This is a genomic window from Kosakonia sp. MH5 (assembly GCF_009935945.1).
GTDB classification, from domain to species: domain Bacteria; phylum Pseudomonadota; class Gammaproteobacteria; order Enterobacterales; family Enterobacteriaceae; genus Kosakonia; species Kosakonia radicincitans.
Map to the genome: position 1 here is coordinate 113029 of NZ_QODH01000007.1, position 17894 is coordinate 130922.

Below are 17894 nucleotides of genomic sequence, written 5' to 3' on the forward strand. Positions count from 1 at the left end.
GAGGAAAGAAGAAAACCGATAGAGATAAATATATTTAGCATGCAGAAAATACTCACCTCATTCTCATGAAATATTATTAAAATCACCGCATTTCAGAGCCATACATTTCTTTCCGGAATGCTAACCCGCTTTTCTGGGCATGAATACATACACAATAATTATATTTTATGGCGAACAGCCATTAATGAATTTTCGCTATTTTGACAATCAAATTTGCATCTCCTATTGTTCGGCGGTAATGGCATACCCGCAAAATATATGGACATCCTATGAGACCCCTTTTTATTCGCACTGGCCTCGGTGCCAAATTGTCGCTCCTGACTGGCATAAGCGTTGCTGCGCTTTTCCTTTTATTTACTTTTTTGATGAGCAATAAAGCCAGCCAGTTACAGGAAACGCTGGCCATGGAAGATCTGCGTAACCAGACCACCGGCGTGGTGAGTATGGTCGAAATGTTCAACAGCAGTATTAGCGAAGAAGTGGAAAGCTACACGCGTTTGTTCAGCAGCTTCCTGCCACAGCCGCTGGCAGTCGATCCGCAACAGCGCCGCGAAATTAGCGGCATTGATGTCCCACTGTTCAAAGGCGGCGACATCGAGCTGCACAACAACAACGCTATCGCAGATGATTTTCTGCAGCGTACCGGCGCGATCGCCACGATATTCGTGCGTAGCGACAGTGATTTCGTCCGCGTGGCCACCTCGCTGCGTAAAGAGGATGGCGAGCGCGCAATTGGTACCCGCCTGGAAAAAACCAGCCCGGCTTTCACCTCAATCATGAAAGGCGAGGTTTACCGCGGCCAGGCGTTGCTGTTCGGCAAACGCTATATCACTCAGTATCAACCGGTGAAGGATGCCAGCGGTAATGTCATCGCCATCCTGTTTGTCGGCGTCGATATCTCCCGTTCCTGGGACGTAATGCGCAGCAAAATCCTCGATCACAAGCTGGGCGATAACGGCCACATTTTCGTACTCGATCGTAATGAGGGTGATGATTACGGTAGCTATCTGTTCCATGACACTGAGGAAGGCAAGCGCCCGCAGTGGGATGAAAACGATCTGCAAACGCTGCTGAAAAACAGCGAAGGCACGCTGGAACGCGAAAGTGAAGATGGTCGCACGCTGCTGATGTCTTACACCACGCTCCCCGGCTGGAACTGGGCCGTGGTCGGTGAAGTGGACAAAGACCTCCTGTTGCAGGATGTCACCTTCATGCGCAACCTGTTCCTGCTGGCAGGCGTTGTAATCTCCCTGCTGTTTGCCGCCATGTTCGTGGTGATTATTCGCCGCTGGCTCACCCGCCCGCTGCGTAGCGTCATTGAGCTGGCCCAGCGTTATGCCGCCGGGGATCTGCGCGCCACGCTCGCCGTCGATCGCCAGGATGAAGTCGGCCAGTTGATCACCGCCATTAACGGCATTGGCGATGGCCTGCACACCATTGTGTTGCAGGTGCGCGAATCCGCAGCGGAGATTAACCTTGGCACCAATGCGCTGGCTTCCGATAGCAGTGAGATCAGCGAGCAGATCAACAAGCAGGCCAGCAGCGTGGAAGAGACGTCCGCCAGCATGGAGCAGCTGGCCGCCACCGTGCAGCAAAACGCAGCCAACATGGAACAGACGCAAAGCCTAGTGAATGACACCACCGACGTGGTGCAAAAAGGCGGCGAGACCGTCGCCCTTTCTGTCACGACGATGGAAGATATTCGCACGGCTTCACAGCGGATTGCCGATATCACCCATGTTATTGAATCCATTGCTTTCCAGACCAATATTCTGGCGCTGAACGCCGCGGTGGAAGCCGCCCGCGCAGGCGAAAACGGGAAAGGTTTTGCAGTGGTCGCACAGGAAGTTCGTGCGCTGGCGTCACGCTGCGCTAACGCGGTGAAGGAGATCGAAGTGCTGGTTGGCGACACGCAGAAGAAAGTGGGCGAAGGTCATGCTCAGTCAGAAGCGACGCAAGTGGCAATGCAATCGATCATCCACCACATGAACCATATCAACCAGTTGGTCGGTGAAATCAACCACGCTTCCCGCGAGCAGTCGGCGGGGATCAATCAGGTCAACCTGGCGATGACGCACATCGGCGATGCCACCAATATCAACGCCGGGCGGGTGTCGCATAGCGAAGAAACCGCCCAGGCGCTGCGGGAAAAAGGCGCTAATCTGACCCGTCTGGTGAGCCAGTTCCGCCTGAAAGTGGATTAATTTGCCCCACCCGTGGCGCGGAGCAGCAGGTCGTCCTGAATCTGGCTGGCCAGCGGCGACGAACCACGGGTATCGAGCATCACCTGGCACCAGGCTTGCGCTATCGGCGGCGACGCGTGGCGCAACATTTGCGCTCCGCATCCCAACAGAAAGAGTTGTTGGGTAATGGCTCTTCCCTGCGTTTCATTCGATTTATGCAGCTGCGGCTGCAACTGCCGCCAGGCGCGATCGAAATGGCGATCCTGGCCTTTCACCGCGCCAAATTCTTCGGCCAACAGCGCCATCACGCCCGATTGCTTGCTCAACACGCGCAGCACATCCAGGCACATCACATTGCCGGAGCCTTCCCAGATGCTGTTCACCGGCATTTCACGATACAGGCGCGGCAACTCATTATCTTCGCAGTAGCCAATCCCGCCGAGCACCTCCATCGCTTCCGCGACAAAAGGAATGCCCGCCTTGCAGACGGCAAATTTCGCCGCCGGGGTAAATAACCGCGCCCATAACGCCTCCTGTGCGTCAGCGCGGAGATCCCAGGCGCGCGCCAGACGAAACAGAAACGCGGTTTGCCCTTCCAGTTGCAGCGCCATACGGCTGAGAACGTCGCGCATCAATGGTTGATCGACCAGATTTTTGCCAAAAGCCTGCCGGTGGTGCGCATGGTATAGCGCCACCGAAAAAGCGCGCCGCATCAAACCGTGGCTGCCCAGTGCGCAATCAAAACGCGTCAGGCCGCCCATCTTCAGAATTTGCCGTACGCCATCGCCCTCTTCCCCCAGCAACCAGCCGCTGGCATCGCAAAATTCCGCTTCGCTGCTGGCATTTGAGCGGTTGCCAAGCTTGTCTTTCAGCCGCTCCAGCCGTACGCCGTTGCGCTGCCCGTCGGGCAAAAAGCGCGGCACAAAGAAGCAGGACAGCCCGCCGCGCGCCTGCGCCAGCACCAGATGTGCATCGCTCTGCGGTACGGAGAAGAACCATTTGTGTCCCACCAGCCGGTACACATCGCCGCTTTTTTCCGCGCGGGTGGTATTGCTCAGCACATCGGAACCACCCTGTTTTTCCGTCATCCCCATGCCGATCAGCAGGCCGCGTTTCTGGTTGCCGGGCGCCATATGCGGATCATAACGATCGCTGAGTAACGGTTTAAACCAGTCGTGAAAAGGCTTCGGCAACGCCTGTTGCAACAGCGGCGTGGCAGCAAACGTCATGGTGATGGGGCACAGCGTGCCGGATTCGACCTGCGCATGCAGGATAAAACGCGCGGCGCGAGCGACAAACGCGCCAACGCGCGCGTCTTCTTCCCACGCCAGATTGTGGACCCGGTTAGCGCACAATCCCTGCATCAATAAATGCCAGGCTGGGTGAAAACGCACATCGTCGAGCCGCTGGCCTGCGGGGTCATAACGTAACAATTCCGGCGGATTAACATTCGCCAGCCGCCCCAGTTCCAGTGATTCCGCCGTTCCCAGCTGCTGCCCGATGCTGGCAAGGAACTCGGCGTCCCACGCCGCGCCCTCGCGCATGACGGCGTCATACAGCGCGCGGTCGGAAAGGAATAAGTTGCTGTTATTCAGGGGAACAGGTTGGTTGAAAACCGTATGAGTCTGCCAGTGCATGGTGTCTCCCTCCTTCATGGGCACTGAAGGTAAGTATGGACAGCACACCTCAATGCTGCACGGGAACAGGCTCACAAGGCCGCGATCTCGCAACGCTCATTCGTGAAACGGTTCACATAATATAAGAATAATATATTTCGCCATCGATATTCGTGGTGAATAATTTATTCTCACCTTGCAGAAGAGAATAATGATGCCGGCACCTCACGTTGCACCCAATGCGCATAAGCGCGCTTTAATTGCAGGCTCGATTGGCAACTTTATCGAGTGGTATGAATTCGCGGTTTACGGTTTTCTCGCTACCGTCATCGCCAAAAATTTCTTTCAGCTCTCGGGGGAAACGGGGCTGACCAGCTTAATCCTCACCTACGCCTCGTTTGCCATCGCCTTTTTCTTCCGCCCGCTGGGTGCCATGGTGTTCGGGCGTATCGGCGATCGTATCGGTCGCAAACCGACGCTGATTATCGTACTGGTGATGATGACGCTCGCCACTGCCGCGATCGGTCTCGTTCCGGTGTATGCCAGCATCGGCCTCGCCGCTCCGCTTATCATCACCGGTTTGCGAATTTTGCAGGGTTTATTTGCCGGTGGGGAGTACGGCGGCGCGGTGTCGTTGATGACAGAGTTCGCGCCGCGCGGCAAACGCGGGCTGTATGGCGCATGGCAATCTTTTACCGTCGCATTAGGTCTGCTGGCCGGCGCAGGCGTTGTAGCGCTGCTTTCCGCGCTGCTGACGCCAGACGCGTTGCATGACTGGGGCTGGCGCATCCCCTTTTTCCTCGCGTTACCAATGGGCGTCGTCGCGCTGTGGTTACGGGTCAGCATGGAAGAGACCCCGAGCTTCGTGCAACAGCAAGAACAACCGGTTGCCGAGCGGGCGCACTTCACCGATACGCTGAAAGCCATTGTCATGGGGATTGGCCGGGTGATGGTGTGGTCTGCCGCCGGTTACACCTATCTGGTGATCATGCCTGCGTATTTACAGTCAGCGCTGCATACCGGTTTTAACCAGGCGCTGCTGATTGCGGTGATCTCCAACATTGGCTTTGCGTTAACCATTATTCCGTCCGGCATACTGAGCGATCGCATCGGGCGACGCGCCGTGATGGTGCTTGCCACCGCGTTGTTGTTAATTCTGGCGCTGCCGCTGCTAAAAATTTTGCAGGCGGAATCCAGCACATTAGCGATAAAAGCGCTGGTGGTGCTGGTTGCTGGAGGTCTGGTCGGCATGCTGGCCGGGCCGGGCCCAGCAATGCTGGCGGAGATGTTCCCCACGCGCGTACGTTATACCGGGCTGGGTCTGGCCTATTCACTGTCGAACGCGCTTTTTTCCGGTTGCGCGGGGTTAATTATCACCGGCCTTATCAAAGAGACCGGCAATGTCGATATCCCGGCGTACTACGTGATGGCTACCGCCGTGGTGAGTATGGTGGCGCTGATGACGCTCAACAAAAGCGACCATTTGCGCTCGCTGGAAGAGTGAAACATCCCGGTGGCGTAGCGCTACCGGGCTTTGGTTTATCCGGCGATATAGTGCGGCACAAACCGCGAGGTATCTTTGGTGATCAGCGTACTGTCTTCGCGGATACCCATGCCAACCGCTTCATCATCCACCAGCCAGCTGCCAATCAGCGTGTAGCTGTCGCCAAAGCGCGGCAGCGGTTGAAAGGCCTGATAAATCATCGGCTCTTCGCCGTAATCGCCCTCTTCATGGTCAATAACGTTATGTGCGCCGTCGAAGATGGTGACATTGCCGCCTTCGCGTGAAAAAAGCGGTTTGCGCACATAGCTGGCACCCGCCGCAGTTTGTGGTTTTTCACCGTCAAACCACGCGGGCAGGAGATTCGGATGATTAGGGAAATAACGCCACAGCAGCGGCAACAGCCCTTTATTGCTGAGGATGCTTTTCCATAAAGGTTCCAGCCACTGCTCGCGGCGTTTACACAGCAGCGGGCCATTCTCGTCGCGCATCATCCATTCCAGCGGATAGAGCTTAAACGCCTGGCGAATGACGTTATCGTCCAGATCCGTCAACACGCCGCCAAGGCCGAGGCCAATATCGTCGATGTAAATAAAGCGCGTATCAAGACCGGCCTGGCGGGCGCAATCCTCCAGATAAAGCACGGTGCCGCGATCCTCTTCCGTCTCTTTACAGCAACAAAAGTAGAGCGGATGACGGCTCTGGATTTCACCGAAGCGGGCAATCAACTTATCCTGAATGGCATTGTACTGATCGGCATCGCGCGCAATAGTACCGTTACGCCGCGCATCCTCCATCCATAACCACTGGAAGTACGCAGACTCATACAGCGAGGTTGGCGTATCGGCGTTATATTCCAGCAGCTTGACCGGTTCCTTACCGCACCAGACAAAATCCATGCGCCCGTAAAGCGAAGGATCGCGGTTGCGCCAGCTCGTGGCAATTGCCTCCCAGTAGAGCGGCGGGATCGCCAACTGGCGGAGAATTGCCTCGTCCGCCACGGCGCGATCCACCACCTCAAGGCACATTTGATGCAGTTCGGCGGTCGGCTTTTCGATCTGCTCTTCAATTTGCCGCAGCGTAAAACGGTAGGCCCGGCTCTCATCCCAGTAAACTTCGTTATCAATAATATGGAAATCAAAGCCGTGGTCGCGGGCGATCCGCTCAAGCCCCGGACGAACGGCAACATCATGACGCAGCATGCTTATCCTCCCCAGCTTCCGCGCGCGCTGGAAGAGCGCCCAAACCCGCCGCGGGAAAAGGTGGTCGCCTTTTTGGTGGTGTAGCCATAATGGGCGCTTACGCTGCTGTGGCTGGTATCGCTACCGGAGCGCCAGCTATAGTCGCCCTGATGATTACGCCAGACCGGGCGGGAAGAGTAAGTGGAACCGCCGCTGCTGTAGCTATATTGCTCATCGCGGTCTTTACGCACGGCTTTGCTCAACAGAAAACCGCTAAGCACCGGCATCCAGCGCTGGCCAATATTGTCGTAATAGCAGTTGTCGTATTGCTGCACGCACCAGGGCTGCGACATATTACGCGGGATCTCTTGCTCGAAACTCGCGCGCGCGTTATTCCACGCATCGCTGCATACCTGCGCGCTGTTGCCGTCGTCAACGCAATCCTGCTGCGAGGTGTAATACACGCCGTCGCCATCGTTGTCATCTTTGTGGTCATTGCAGCCTTTTAAAACAAAAAAAGCGGCACCGCCCATAATTGCCAGCGTCAGGTATTGCCCGCTTTTACGCTCTTTTGGCGCGCTAAAAATCGGGCGCTGGATGCGGCTCTGCGCGGGCGACAGGATGTCATTCTTCTGCCGGTAGTTTCTCTTTCTGGCCATGATGTTCCATTACCATGTCATGCAGGCGGCGTTAAAAATTCCGCCTGCCAGCGCGGTCGCGCCCATAAATAACCCGGCGGCTGTATTGCCGTGAATAATCTTGTCGCTCAGTTTTGGCATATAAAGACGTACACCGCCGTAGACAAGTAATTGCACCACCAGCGCAATGACGCCCCAGATTAAATAATCCGGGATACTCACTGAATTAATGGCTGCGCTGGAGAGCGGAATAACATAGCCTAACAGCGAACCGCTGAACGCTAACGATGCCGCGACATTATTCTCTTTAATTAATCGCCACTCATCGTGTGGCGTAATCCGTGTATAAATAAAAAGAAAGCAGAGCACCATTGCCATGCCAATAAAAAAATAGGCGCAAAACGCCAGCAGCGAACCCAGAATATGCAAGTCCAAATTCATAATTAACCTATGACCTTTAATGATGTCAGAGGAATATCCACTCCCAGCGCGCGCGAGTAGATCCATTCCGGCTGGTTGCGCGCATTGAATGTCTCTTCGCCATTCAATAGCAGATATTCAAATATATCGGTGGTAACTTCTCGCTGGTAAGCCATCATAAAGTTATGCACTTCCCAGCGTGCGCCAGCCTGATTGGATACGGTTTCCAGCGTATAAATCGGCTCGATATCTCCGCGCTCTTCGGCGTTAAACACGCGCTGCCACTGGCAATCGCGCCAGCGGAGCGTGGTTTTGCCCATCGCCTTTGCGCTCAGCATTTCGCGCCACGCCTGTTCGCCGGAAACGCCCACGCTCTCTTCATACACAAACAGCTTAATATCATCGATATTGTGGCTTTCCAGACCGCCCGAGGTGCTGATTTGCAGAAACTCATCGCCTGTCGTGTAGTAACGATGGATCATGCAACCTGCGCCAAGATCGAAGCTGCCGCAGGCGCCAACGGTGTACTCCTCGCCGGGCAGCGTGATGAGCAGTTCCTCTTCGCACAGGCGAAACAGCAGCGTATCAATGGTAAAACCCGCATGCAGATGCAATCCAAGCGGACCTTTCGCCGGGGCTGACGCATCAGCCCGCCCCAACAGGTTTTTCAGCAAGGAGAACATTACGCTTTCTGTTGCTGTTGCAGTCGCGCCAGCACATCCTGCGCCGAGGTTTTATCGCTGCCGCCGATCCCTGCCTGCGCCAGTTTTTCGTCGAGGTCGCGCCCATCGGCTACTTTCTCAAGCTGTGTTGCCGCATCCAGTCGGGCCTGGCGCTCAGCCTGGCGCGCTTGCAGACGTTTCAGGGATTCTGCTGCCGTAGCGACATTGTTTGACGCGCCAACGGTGGAAGTGGTGACGGCCTGCTGCGCGCGCTGCATCGCGTCGGTCGCTTTGATCACTTCCAGCTGTTGCTCAAACTGTTCGATACGCTGTGCCGTGGCGGTAACCGCTTTTTCTACGGCATCGCGCGAAGTTTCAAGGTTGCTCAGCACCAGCTCTTCCGCGGTAATGGTGTTCTCCAGACGGGCAATCTCGGTCGCCACTTCATTGAGCAATGCGGCGTCCACATTTTTTGCCATCGCTTCCAGCGCGCGGGCTTCCAGGCTGGCTTTGCGGTCACGCAGATCGGCCAGTTTGTCATGGCTCAACTTCACGCGCGCCAGCAGATCAACACGGGATTTGCCCGCCTTATCCAGCTCTGAGCGGGCATCGCGGATATGCTGTTCAAGCATGCGCACGCCCTGCGTTTCTTCGATCGACTCTTCCGCCTGAGCAATAAACGATTTACCCAGCGTAAACAGGCTTTTTAAAATTCCCATATCCTCACTCCCTGACAACGTTATTGGGTAAAATCATCGGTTAATTCGGCAAGATCCAGCGCGTTTTCCGCAAGCGTGGTGATTTCCAGCAGGATATCGTCAAGCGAAGAGTTGAGTGACAGTGCGCCGAACGCGACATAATACTCTTCGCCGTTGACCGCAGAGATGCCAACAGACGATAACGGTAAAAGTTTTTGGTTACGCAGCAGAAACGCATTAAACGCATCCTGATGCTTAATTTCGCTTAAGGGACAAATGTAGGTTTCGATAATGATTTGCCGGGAAGTCAGCAGCACGTTTAATTGCAAATCACCGTAATCATCCAGCTTAATAATTAACGCATCGGCTTCGTGTTGAATATTTAAATCCAGCGCCGTGGATTGTAATAATCCCGCGCTAAGCGACTCTACTGTCCATGCCATGATGTATATCCCGATTATTTTATCGTAATAAAATTAAGAGAAAACCTGCCGTGAAATCTTACCCGGATTCAGGGCAAAAAAAACCACCCAAATAAGGGTGGTTTTTGAGGTATTGCGGATTTAAAGCGTGCGCTGGCGCACCGCTTCAAACAGGCAGATGCCGGTCGCCACCGAGACGTTCAGCGATGAAACGCTGCCCGCCATCGGAATGCTGATCAGCTCATCGCAGTGTTCGCGGGTCAGGCGGCGCATACCTTCACCTTCCGCGCCCATTACCAGCGCCATCGGCCCGGTCATTTTGCTCTGGAACAGAGTGTGGTCCGCTTCACCGGCGGTGCCAACGATCCAGATATTCTCTTCCTGCAACTGGCGCATAGTGCGCGCGAGGTTGGTGACGCGGATCAGTGGAACACTTTCCGCCGCGCCGCACGCCACTTTTTTCGCGGTCGCATTCAACTGGGCGGATTTGTCTTTCGGCACAATCACCGCGTGAACGCCTGCTGCATCTGCACTACGCAAGCATGCGCCAAGGTTATGCGGATCGGTAACGCCATCAAGGATCAGCAGGAACGGTTGATCGAGGCTGGCGATCAGATCCGGCAGATCGTTCTCCTGATACTGACGCCCTGGTTTCACCCGTGCAATGATCCCCTGATGCACCGCCCCTTCGCTTTTCTCATCCAGATACTGGCGATTCGCCACCTGGATCACCACGCCCTGCGCTTCCAGAGCATGGATCAGCGGCAGCAGACGTTTGTCTTCGCGGCCTTTCAGAATAAAGACTTCCTGAAAACGCTCCGGGGCGCGCTCCAGCAGTGCCTGCACCGCATGGATGCCGTAAATCATTTCACTCATTGATGGTACTCGTTTGGGGCGGTTTCGCCGTGTTATGTGGGCTGTGATTCTCATCACCTGCGCTCATTATAACCGACACGCGCCGCAGAAAGTACCTCGCTAACTTAAGTGCCGTTTCGCCTCCAGCCGTACGCGATGCAGCACGTGCTGCTTGATCTCGCCGTAGTGCGGATCGCCAGCGAGGGTTTCGATATCGCGATCGCGGCCAAACGGCAGAGAAATCTCTTCGACGATTTTGCCGGGGCGCGCTGACATGATCAGAATGCGATCGGCGAGAAACAGCGCTTCATCCACGTCGTGCGTCACGAACAGCAGCGTGGTGCGCGTTTCCAGCCAGGCGCTGCGCAGCAGTTCCTGCATCATCAGCCGGGTTTGCGCGTCCAGCGCGCCAAACGGCTCATCAAGCAGCAGCACATCCGGGCCGGGCAACCTGGCGCGCGCCAGCGCGACACGTTGTTTCATGCCGCCCGAAAGCTGCCATGGCGCATGGTGTTCAAAACCTTTCAGCCCCACGCGCGCCAGCCAGTCCAGCGCCTGGGCGTTAATCTCTTCTTTACGGTATTTGCCAAGCCGCGGGCCAAATGTCACGTTATCCAGCACCGATAACCAGGGAAACAGGTTCGGCTGCTGGAAGATCATGCCGCGCGATGGTCCAGGCTGGCTCACCGTTTTTCCGGCCGCCAGAACCTGCCCGCTATCGGGCCGGGTAAACCCGGCAACCAGGTTGAGAATGGTGGATTTACCACAGCCGGAGGGGCCAAGCAGCACAACAAACTCCCCCGGCGCCAGCGCCAGCGAGATATCCTCCAGCACCGTGAACGGTTGCGGTTTTGCCGCAAACGTCAGCGAAACATTTTCCAGCGCGATTTGTGCCGTCATCACTCTTTCCCCGCCCAGGGCACCAGACCGCGTTGCAGCCCTAACAGTAATAGATCCAGTAAGTAACCAATGCCGCCCAGCAGCAGAATGCCAAGCATGACAATGTCCGTACGTAAATAAGAGCTGGCGTTGATCACCATCCAGCCGAGGCCGGAACTGGCGGCGACCATTTCGGCGGCGATCAGCGATGTCCAGCCAATGCCAATCGAAAGGCGCACGGTGGTAAACAGTTCTGGCAGCGCATCCGGTAGCACCACACGCAAAAAGATCTGTCTTTTCGATGCACCCAGCGTTTGCGCGACGCGAATGCGTGCGCGACCGATGCGTTCCACCGCCGCGCTGGCACCGACGACCACGCTTAAAAAGGTGGCGATAAAGATCAGAAAGAATTTCGACGCTTCACCAATCCCCAGCCAGACCACCGCCAGCGGGATCAGCGCAATCTTCGGTAGCGGGCGCAGGAACTGCACAAACGGGTTGAGCACCGCGGAAAGACCGTCGGATAAGCCCATCAACAAACCCAGCGGGATACCGATGACAATCGCCACCGCAAAGGCGCTCAGCGCTCGCGCCAGGCTGACGGCGACGTGCTGCCACAGCGGCACCTGGCGGTAACCGTCCGCCAGCAGCTCTTCGGCGGTCAGACCAATGTCGGTTAGCGAAGGTAACAACAGCGGGTCCACCCATTGCCGGGTGGCCGCCACTTGCCAAATCACAAAAAAGATCGCCACTGACAGCACGCTGATGGCGATATGTTGACGCAGTTTCATTTTGCGGCGGCTGCCTCGCGGATGTAGCGCGAGTCGATGGCGCTATCCCAGTTCGCCGGGATATCACGTTTGCGGATTTCGCCAATTCCGGCGAGGAAGTTCGAGGTTTTGCTCAGCGCTTTGCCGATGCCGCTCTCGCTGGTTTGCGTGCCGTTACCCAGCCACGCAGCGGTGCCCTGCTCGCTTAATGTTGGATACTCCAGCCCGCCGAGGGTATTGGCAGCGGTAGTGACCGGTGCGCCGACCTCTTTTGCCACAATCGCGGCGGCGCGTTCAGGATCCTTTTTGAACTCATCGACTTTCTGCTGGTGTACGCGCAGGAAGGCCGTCACCGCTTGCGGATACTGCTCAGCAAAGGCTTTGCGAACCACGTAGTTGTTGTAAATCAGGTAGCCATCTTTTTGCAGATCTTTAGTGGCAAAGACCTGATGGCCGCCGGAGGATTCCAGTTCCTGGGCAAACGGCGCCCACACGTAACCGGCATCGATATCACCGCGTTTCCAGGCTGCCACCATTTCCGCCGGACGCAGCGGCAGCAAGGTAATTTTGCTGCGGTCGAGTTTATTGACGCTGATCGCTGCTTCCAGCGCATATTGCGCCGTCGAATTTGGCGGATAGGCCACGCGTTTCCCTTCGATATCACGCAGCGTTTTAATGCCATCTTTGCCAATTAAACGTTCGTAGCTGGCAATCACGCCGGAAACCCCAATAATTTCCACGGGTAATTTTCGCACAATACCGGCCGTGGCCGGACTGGAGCCGAAATTGGCAATATCGATAGCATTGCTGGCGAAATAACTGAGCGCATCCGCGCCGGAGGCGAATTGCACCCACTGAACTTTCGTATTTAAAGCTTTATCCAGCGAACCATCGGCTTTCGCCAACATTAATACCTGGGAACCGCCGCTATAAGCGACGCGTACTTCGGCTGGTGTAGCGGCAATGCTGGTATTTAGCCATAAGCTACCTGCTGCCAGTAATAAGCAGAGACTTTTTTTCATGTTATTTAATCCTGGATGTTATTAGCGCCGAACCACTATATCGACAGGCGGCGCTTTTATTTATTCAAATTATTGCGTTGGATATACGTGGAATAAGAATGGCGATAATCGAGCCAGATTTGCGCGCACTGCTGCGCCAGCGCTTGTGACGGATCGCAGGTCTGCGCGAGAAACGGCGCGGCAATCGCTTCCAGCGCAACCGGCACTTCGGTACAAGCCAGAATCAGCTGTTGCGCACCGCGCTCCAGTAATGCATTTGCCTGCTTTGCCAGCAATTCACCGCCCTCGTGCAGTGCGCCGCGCTTCACGGCATAACAGCCCGGCACAAACCACTGTTGCAGTTCATCGTCATTCGGCAGCAGTACCTCAATTCCCTGCTGCGTCAGGCGCTGTTGATACCAACCCGCATCCAGCGTTCCTTGCGTGGCAATCACCCCAACCCGCTGAGGCTTGTGCGCTAAATTCGCCAGCGACGCCATTGTGGCATCCACAATGTGCAACAGCGGCGCGTTGCTGGCGCGACTGAGTTCGTCATACCAGTGATGCGCGGTGTTGCAGGGAATAGCGATATGGCTGGCGCCCGCCTGATTAAGCTTTTCAATTCCCTGAAGCAGTTGCGGCAGCGGCGATGGCCCCAGCCCGGCCAGCGCTTTTTGCCGATCGGCGATTTGCGGCACGTTCCACACCACCGACGGCAGTTGCTGCTGGTCGCTATCGGCAGGCGTCGCCTGTAACAGCTTGTGCTGAAAATCGAGCGTGGCGAGCGGCCCCATGCCGCCCAGCACGCCCAGTAAGAAGGGTTTAGCCATGGCGGGCATTCGCCTCCAGCACCTGGCGGTAACCGAATAACCCGGCCGAGCCGCCGGTGTGAATAAACACGACATTCTCGTCATGCGTGAAGTAGCCTTTGCGAATCAGATCGATAAGCCCGGCGGCACCTTTACCGGAATAAACCGGGTCGAGCAAAATGCCTTCATGGCGGGCAAACAGCGTCAGCGCTTCCAGCATGCCTTCTGTCGGCAAACCGTAACCATCACCGACGTAATCGCTATTAGCGGCCACCGCTTCACGCGGCAGATCGCCCGCCACGCCCAGCAGTTCGCGCGTACGTAACGCCAGATTCCAGACATTCTCTTCCTGCTTCGCTTTCGGTGCGCGGACGCTGATGCCCAGCACCGGCACGTGGCTGTTAGTGGCGGTGAAACCAGCCACCAGCCCGGCTTGCGTCCCGGTGCTGCCGGTAGCGTGGACGACATGATCGATGCGTAGCCGTAACTGTGAGGACTGGAATAACAGTTCTTCAGCGCAAGCAACGTAACCCAGCGCGCCGATGGCGTTGGAGCCGCCGCCGGGAATGACATACGGGCGATGCCCCTGTTCGCGCAGCTGTTCGGCATACTCTTCCATGGCTTTTTGCATATCCGTGCCGCCCGGCAGATGGGCGACAATTTCACCGCCCAGCAACTCATCCAGCAGGATGTTGCCAGAGCGCTGATAATCTTCACCAAAATCGGTAACGCGTTTTTCCAGCAGCACTTTGCTTGCCAGCCCGAGTTTTGCTGCACCGGCAATGGTCTGCCGGACGTGGTTCGACTGCGTTGCGCCCTGGGTAATAATCACGTCGGCGTTTTTCGCCAGTGCATCCGCCAGCAAAAATTCCAGCTTGCGGGTTTTATTGCCGCCCGTCGCCAGGCCGGTAGCGTCATCGCGTTTGATCCATATTTTGGGACCGCCCAGCAGCGCGCTTAAATTCTCCAGCGGTTCTAACGGTGTCGGGAAATGACCTAATGACAGGCGGGGGAAACGGGCCAGATGCATAATCGCTCCTTGGAAAACAGAGACCAACCGAAGCGAAATGCCACGGTTTTAATTCGGTAAATATGAGATGGATATTTACTATATAGATCTGTATTCGCAGGCTAACGATAAATAATAAATATCGATGTGCAGAAAATAACTAAGCCATAAAAAAAGCCCTTCACCGTGGAAGGGCTTCGCGGATATTACTGGTCGACTTTCTTTTTCGCCGCACGTTTAGCTTTGGTGGCAGCGGCTATTTTTTGCGTTTTTGCCGAGGGGTTTTTGGCTTTTTTCGCTTTGCTTTTACCTTTACCTGCGGCATCACCGCGGAAGGCACTGTCCGGCTCAAAATTCACCTTTTTCCCCATCTGCCGACGCGGTGGCTTTTTACCGCCAACGTTTTTACCCGCAGCGCCTTTTTTCGTTCTTTCACGCTCGGTTTTACCGACATTGCGCGGCGCGCGTTCGCTGGAGACCAGCGAGAAGTCGATCTTACGCTCATCCATATTGACGGCTTCAACCTTCACTTCCACCCGATCGCCGAGGCGATAGGTTTGCCCGCCGGATTCGCCAATCAGTCGCTGACCAATCTGGTCAAAACGGTAGTAGTCGTTGTCCAGCGAGGAGACATGCACCAGGCCATCGATAAACAGATCGTTCAGGCGCACAAAGAAACCGAAGCCGGTGACGCTGGCGATAACGCCCGGGAAGGTGTTGCCCACCTGATCCTGCATGAAATCGCACTTCAGCCAGTCCGACACTTCACGGGTGGCTTCATCCGCACGGCGTTCGGTCATCGAACAGTGCTGGCCCAGTTGCAGCACCTCTTCCATGCTGTAGTGCCAACCGCCGGTTTCGGTGCTGTTGCCCTTCAGCCCCTGCTCTTTCGCCAGCAGGTACTTAATGGCGCGGTGCAATGACAAGTCCGGATAACGGCGGATCGGCGACGTAAAGTGCGCATAGGATTGCAGCGCCAGCCCGAAGTGACCACGGTTTTCCGGATCGTAAATCGCCTGTTTCATCGAGCGCAGCAGCATAGTTTGCAGCATCTCGTGATCGGGACGATCGGCAATCGACTCCAGCAACTCGGCATAATCGCGTGGTTCCGGTTTGTTGCCGCCCGGCAGTTCCAGCCCCAGCTCGGCGAGCACGGAACGGAACGCAGTGATCGCGTCGGTGGTCGGTTTATCGTGAATACGGAACAGCGCCGGTTCGCCAGCTTTCTCGACGAAACGCGCTGCCGAGATGTTGGCGAGGATCATGCACTCTTCAATCAGTTTGTGCGCATCGTTACGCTGAGTCTGTTCGATACGTTCAATGCGGCGCTCGGCGTTGAAGATAAACTTCGCTTCTTCGCTCTCAAACGAGATGCCGCCGCGTTCAGCACGCGCCTGGTCGAGCACTTTGTAGAGGTTATGCAACTCTTCGATATGTTTCACCAGCGGCGCATACTGCTCGCGCAGCTCCTGATCGCCCTGCAACATATGCCACACTTTGGTGTAGGTCAGACGCGCATGGGAGCTCATCACCGCTTCGTAGAATTTAAAGCCGGTTAAACGGCCTTTCGTCGAGACGGTCATTTCGCAGACCATACACAGGCGATCCACCTGCGGGTTGAGCGAACAGAGACCGTTTGAGAGCACTTCCGGCAGCATAGGCACGACCTGCGACGGGAAATACACCGAAGTGCCACGGTTGCGCGCTTCGTTGTCGAGCGGCGTTCCGTGGCGCACGTAATAGCTCACATCGGCAATCGCCACCCACAAACGCCAGCCGCCGCCGCGTTTTTTCTCGCAATAGACGGCGTCGTCGAAGTCGCGAGCGTCTTCGCCATCGATGGTGACCAGCGGCAGATCGCGCAGATCCACACGTCCCGCTTTTGCCTCTTCCGGAACTTGCTCTTTCAGCCCGGCAATCTGTTTTTCAACTTCAGGCGGCCACTGGTAGGGAATTTCATGGGTGCGCAGCGCCATATCGACGGCCATGCCGGTACCCATGTTGTCGCCGAGCACTTCAACAATCTTACCGAGCGCTTTGGTGCGGCGTGTCGGACGCTGGGTCAACTCCACCACCACCACAAAGCCCATGCGCGCGCTCATGGTTTCTTCCGGTGGGATCAGGATGTCAAAGCTCATACGGCTGTCGTCCGGGACAACAAAACCGACGCCGGCATCAGTAAAGTAACGGCCAACAATTTGCCCGGTTTTGGGCACCAGAATACGTACGATACGCGCTTCGCGGCGGCCTTTGCGATCGGCACCCAGCGGCTGCGCCAGCACCTGGTCGCCGTGGATGCAGGTTTTCATCTGCTCGCTGGAGAGGTAAAGATCGTCTTTACGCCCTTCGACGCGCAGGAAGCCATAGCCGTCACGGTGGCCGATCACCACACCTTTCAGCAGGTCCAGCCTTTCCGGTAAGGCGTAGCACTGACGGCGGGTGAACACCAGTTGACCGTCACGCTCCATGGCGCGCAAACGACGGCGCAGCGCTTCATTTTGTTCTTCGCCTTCGATTTTCAGTTCAACCGCCAGTTCATCACGGCTGGCAGGTTTTTCGCGTTTGGCTAAGTGATCGAGGATAAATTCGCGGCTGGGAATGGGGTTGGTATATTTTTCAGATTCTCGTTCGAGGAAAGGATCTTGTGACATTGCGGGTCCTCCGTAGTCAGCTCTGGCAGAAATTTGCGTCATTCCACCAGCAATAATTTGTAAAGCGGTTGATTCTCTTCAACCAAATCGGCCAACGTGTAGTTATCCAGCTCCTTGAGAAAACTTTGCACGGCTTTGGCAAGCGCCTTTTTCAGGCGACAGGCACTGGTGATATGGCAAAATTCGCTGCTGCAATTGACCAGCGCAAGCGGCTCCAGCGAACGGACGACATCACCAATGCGGATATCCTGCGCGGGTTTCCCCAGCCGAATCCCACCGTTTTTCCCTCTCACGGCCGCGACATAGCCTTCACGACTTAACTGGTTGATTATTTTGACCATATGATTACGGGATACGCCATATGTTTCTGTGACTTCAGTAATACTGGTCATTTTTCCATCAGGCAGCGATGCCATATAGATCAGGGCGCGTAAACCGTAATCGGTAAAACTCGTTAACTGCACATCAACCTCAGTAAATGGGAAAAGATGAGATACCCGCAGGTATTGACACTATTGATGATAAACCAGCCACTAGTCATGCCGCTAATTTATTTGAACAGAAGGGTAAAAAAAGCGAGGAGACGGGACGCGCACAAC

17 protein-coding genes are annotated in these 17894 nt (G+C 55.8%); 2 read left to right on the top strand and 15 right to left on the bottom strand.

The features are described 5' to 3' along the window. Nucleotides 1-269: 269 nt before the first annotated feature. The gene (locus DK872_RS18360) at nucleotides 270-2204 is read left to right on the top strand and encodes a methyl-accepting chemotaxis protein (protein WP_071920085.1); all 1935 of its coding nucleotides are present in this window, start codon (nucleotides 270-272) and stop codon (nucleotides 2202-2204) included. On the opposite strand, the gene DK872_RS18365 is transcribed toward DK872_RS18360, so the two are convergent. Continuing rightward, entirely contained in the window at nucleotides 2201-3820 is a 1620-nt protein-coding gene (locus DK872_RS18365; RefSeq protein ID WP_072440945.1) for an isovaleryl-CoA dehydrogenase, read from the bottom strand. The genes DK872_RS18360 and DK872_RS18365 overlap by 4 nt on opposite strands. A gap of 193 nt (nucleotides 3821-4013) precedes the next feature. Between DK872_RS18365 and DK872_RS18370 the strand changes: the two genes are divergently transcribed. Then, the gene (locus DK872_RS18370) at nucleotides 4014-5303 is read left to right on the top strand and encodes an MFS transporter (RefSeq protein ID WP_007372759.1); all 1290 of its coding nucleotides are present in this window, start codon (nucleotides 4014-4016) and stop codon (nucleotides 5301-5303) included. A gap of 35 nt (nucleotides 5304-5338) precedes the next feature. On the opposite strand, the gene DK872_RS18375 is transcribed toward DK872_RS18370, so the two are convergent. From DK872_RS18375 to nsrR, 14 genes are all read right to left on the bottom strand, one after another. Continuing rightward, nucleotides 5339-6502 (bottom strand): glutathionylspermidine synthase family protein, encoded by a 1164-nt coding sequence (locus DK872_RS18375; RefSeq protein WP_144135941.1) that lies wholly within the window; start codon nucleotides 6500-6502, stop codon nucleotides 5339-5341. Nucleotides 6503-6504: 2 nt separating this feature from the next. After that, nucleotides 6505-7140 carry a DUF1190 domain-containing protein gene (locus tag DK872_RS18380; protein WP_007372757.1) on the bottom strand — a complete coding sequence of 212 codons (636 nt, stop codon included), beginning with the start codon at nucleotides 7138-7140 and terminating at the stop codon, nucleotides 6505-6507. Between the two features lie 9 nt (nucleotides 7141-7149). Then, entirely contained in the window at nucleotides 7150-7548 is a 399-nt protein-coding gene (locus DK872_RS18385) for a DUF350 domain-containing protein (protein ID WP_072440962.1), read from the bottom strand. A 14-nt stretch (nucleotides 7549-7562) separates the two neighbouring features. Next, nucleotides 7563-8222 carry a DUF2491 family protein gene (locus tag DK872_RS18390; protein WP_035886965.1) on the bottom strand — a complete coding sequence of 220 codons (660 nt, stop codon included), beginning with the start codon at nucleotides 8220-8222 and terminating at the stop codon, nucleotides 7563-7565. Further along, the gene (locus tag DK872_RS18395) at nucleotides 8222-8920 is read right to left on the bottom strand and encodes a PspA/IM30 family protein (RefSeq protein WP_072440949.1); all 699 of its coding nucleotides are present in this window, start codon (nucleotides 8918-8920) and stop codon (nucleotides 8222-8224) included. The genes DK872_RS18390 and DK872_RS18395 overlap by 1 nt, the downstream gene beginning before the upstream one ends. Before the next feature lie 20 nt (nucleotides 8921-8940). Next, complete coding sequence (locus tag DK872_RS18400; protein WP_007372753.1) at nucleotides 8941-9342, bottom strand: YjfI family protein; 402 nt, start codon at nucleotides 9340-9342, stop codon at nucleotides 8941-8943. Between the two features lie 120 nt (nucleotides 9343-9462). Then, nucleotides 9463-10197 (bottom strand): 23S rRNA (guanosine(2251)-2'-O)-methyltransferase RlmB, encoded by a 735-nt coding sequence (gene rlmB / locus DK872_RS18405; RefSeq protein ID WP_035886963.1) that lies wholly within the window; start codon nucleotides 10195-10197, stop codon nucleotides 9463-9465. Nucleotides 10198-10296: 99 nt separating this feature from the next. Further along, nucleotides 10297-11076 carry an ABC transporter ATP-binding protein gene (locus DK872_RS18410; protein WP_161518686.1) on the bottom strand — a complete coding sequence of 260 codons (780 nt, stop codon included), beginning with the start codon at nucleotides 11074-11076 and terminating at the stop codon, nucleotides 10297-10299. Then, on the bottom strand, nucleotides 11076-11846 hold the full coding sequence (locus tag DK872_RS18415) for an ABC transporter permease (protein ID WP_071920082.1): 771 nt from the start codon (nucleotides 11844-11846) through the stop codon (nucleotides 11076-11078). The genes DK872_RS18410 and DK872_RS18415 overlap by 1 nt, the downstream gene beginning before the upstream one ends. Beyond that, nucleotides 11843-12847, bottom strand: coding sequence for a glycine betaine ABC transporter substrate-binding protein (locus DK872_RS18420; RefSeq protein ID WP_079517057.1), 1005 nt, complete (start codon nucleotides 12845-12847; stop codon nucleotides 11843-11845). Before DK872_RS18420 ends, DK872_RS18415 begins: the two co-directional genes overlap by 4 nt. Nucleotides 12848-12903: 56 nt before the next feature. Next, a complete protein-coding gene (locus DK872_RS18425) occupies nucleotides 12904-13656 on the bottom strand; it encodes an aspartate/glutamate racemase family protein (RefSeq protein ID WP_079518344.1) in 753 nt (250 codons plus the stop codon). Further along, entirely contained in the window at nucleotides 13649-14665 is a 1017-nt protein-coding gene (locus tag DK872_RS18430; RefSeq protein ID WP_007372747.1) for a D-cysteine desulfhydrase, read from the bottom strand. The genes DK872_RS18425 and DK872_RS18430 overlap by 8 nt, the downstream gene beginning before the upstream one ends. A 185-nt stretch (nucleotides 14666-14850) precedes the next feature. Next, nucleotides 14851-17295, bottom strand: coding sequence for a ribonuclease R (rnr, locus tag DK872_RS18435; protein ID WP_007372746.1), 2445 nt, complete (start codon nucleotides 17293-17295; stop codon nucleotides 14851-14853). Between the two features lie 38 nt (nucleotides 17296-17333). Then, nucleotides 17334-17759: a nitric oxide-sensing transcriptional repressor NsrR gene (nsrR, locus tag DK872_RS18440; protein ID WP_007372745.1), complete on the bottom strand. Its 426-nt coding sequence runs from the start codon at nucleotides 17757-17759 to the stop codon at nucleotides 17334-17336. Nucleotides 17760-17894: the final 135 nt, after the last annotated feature.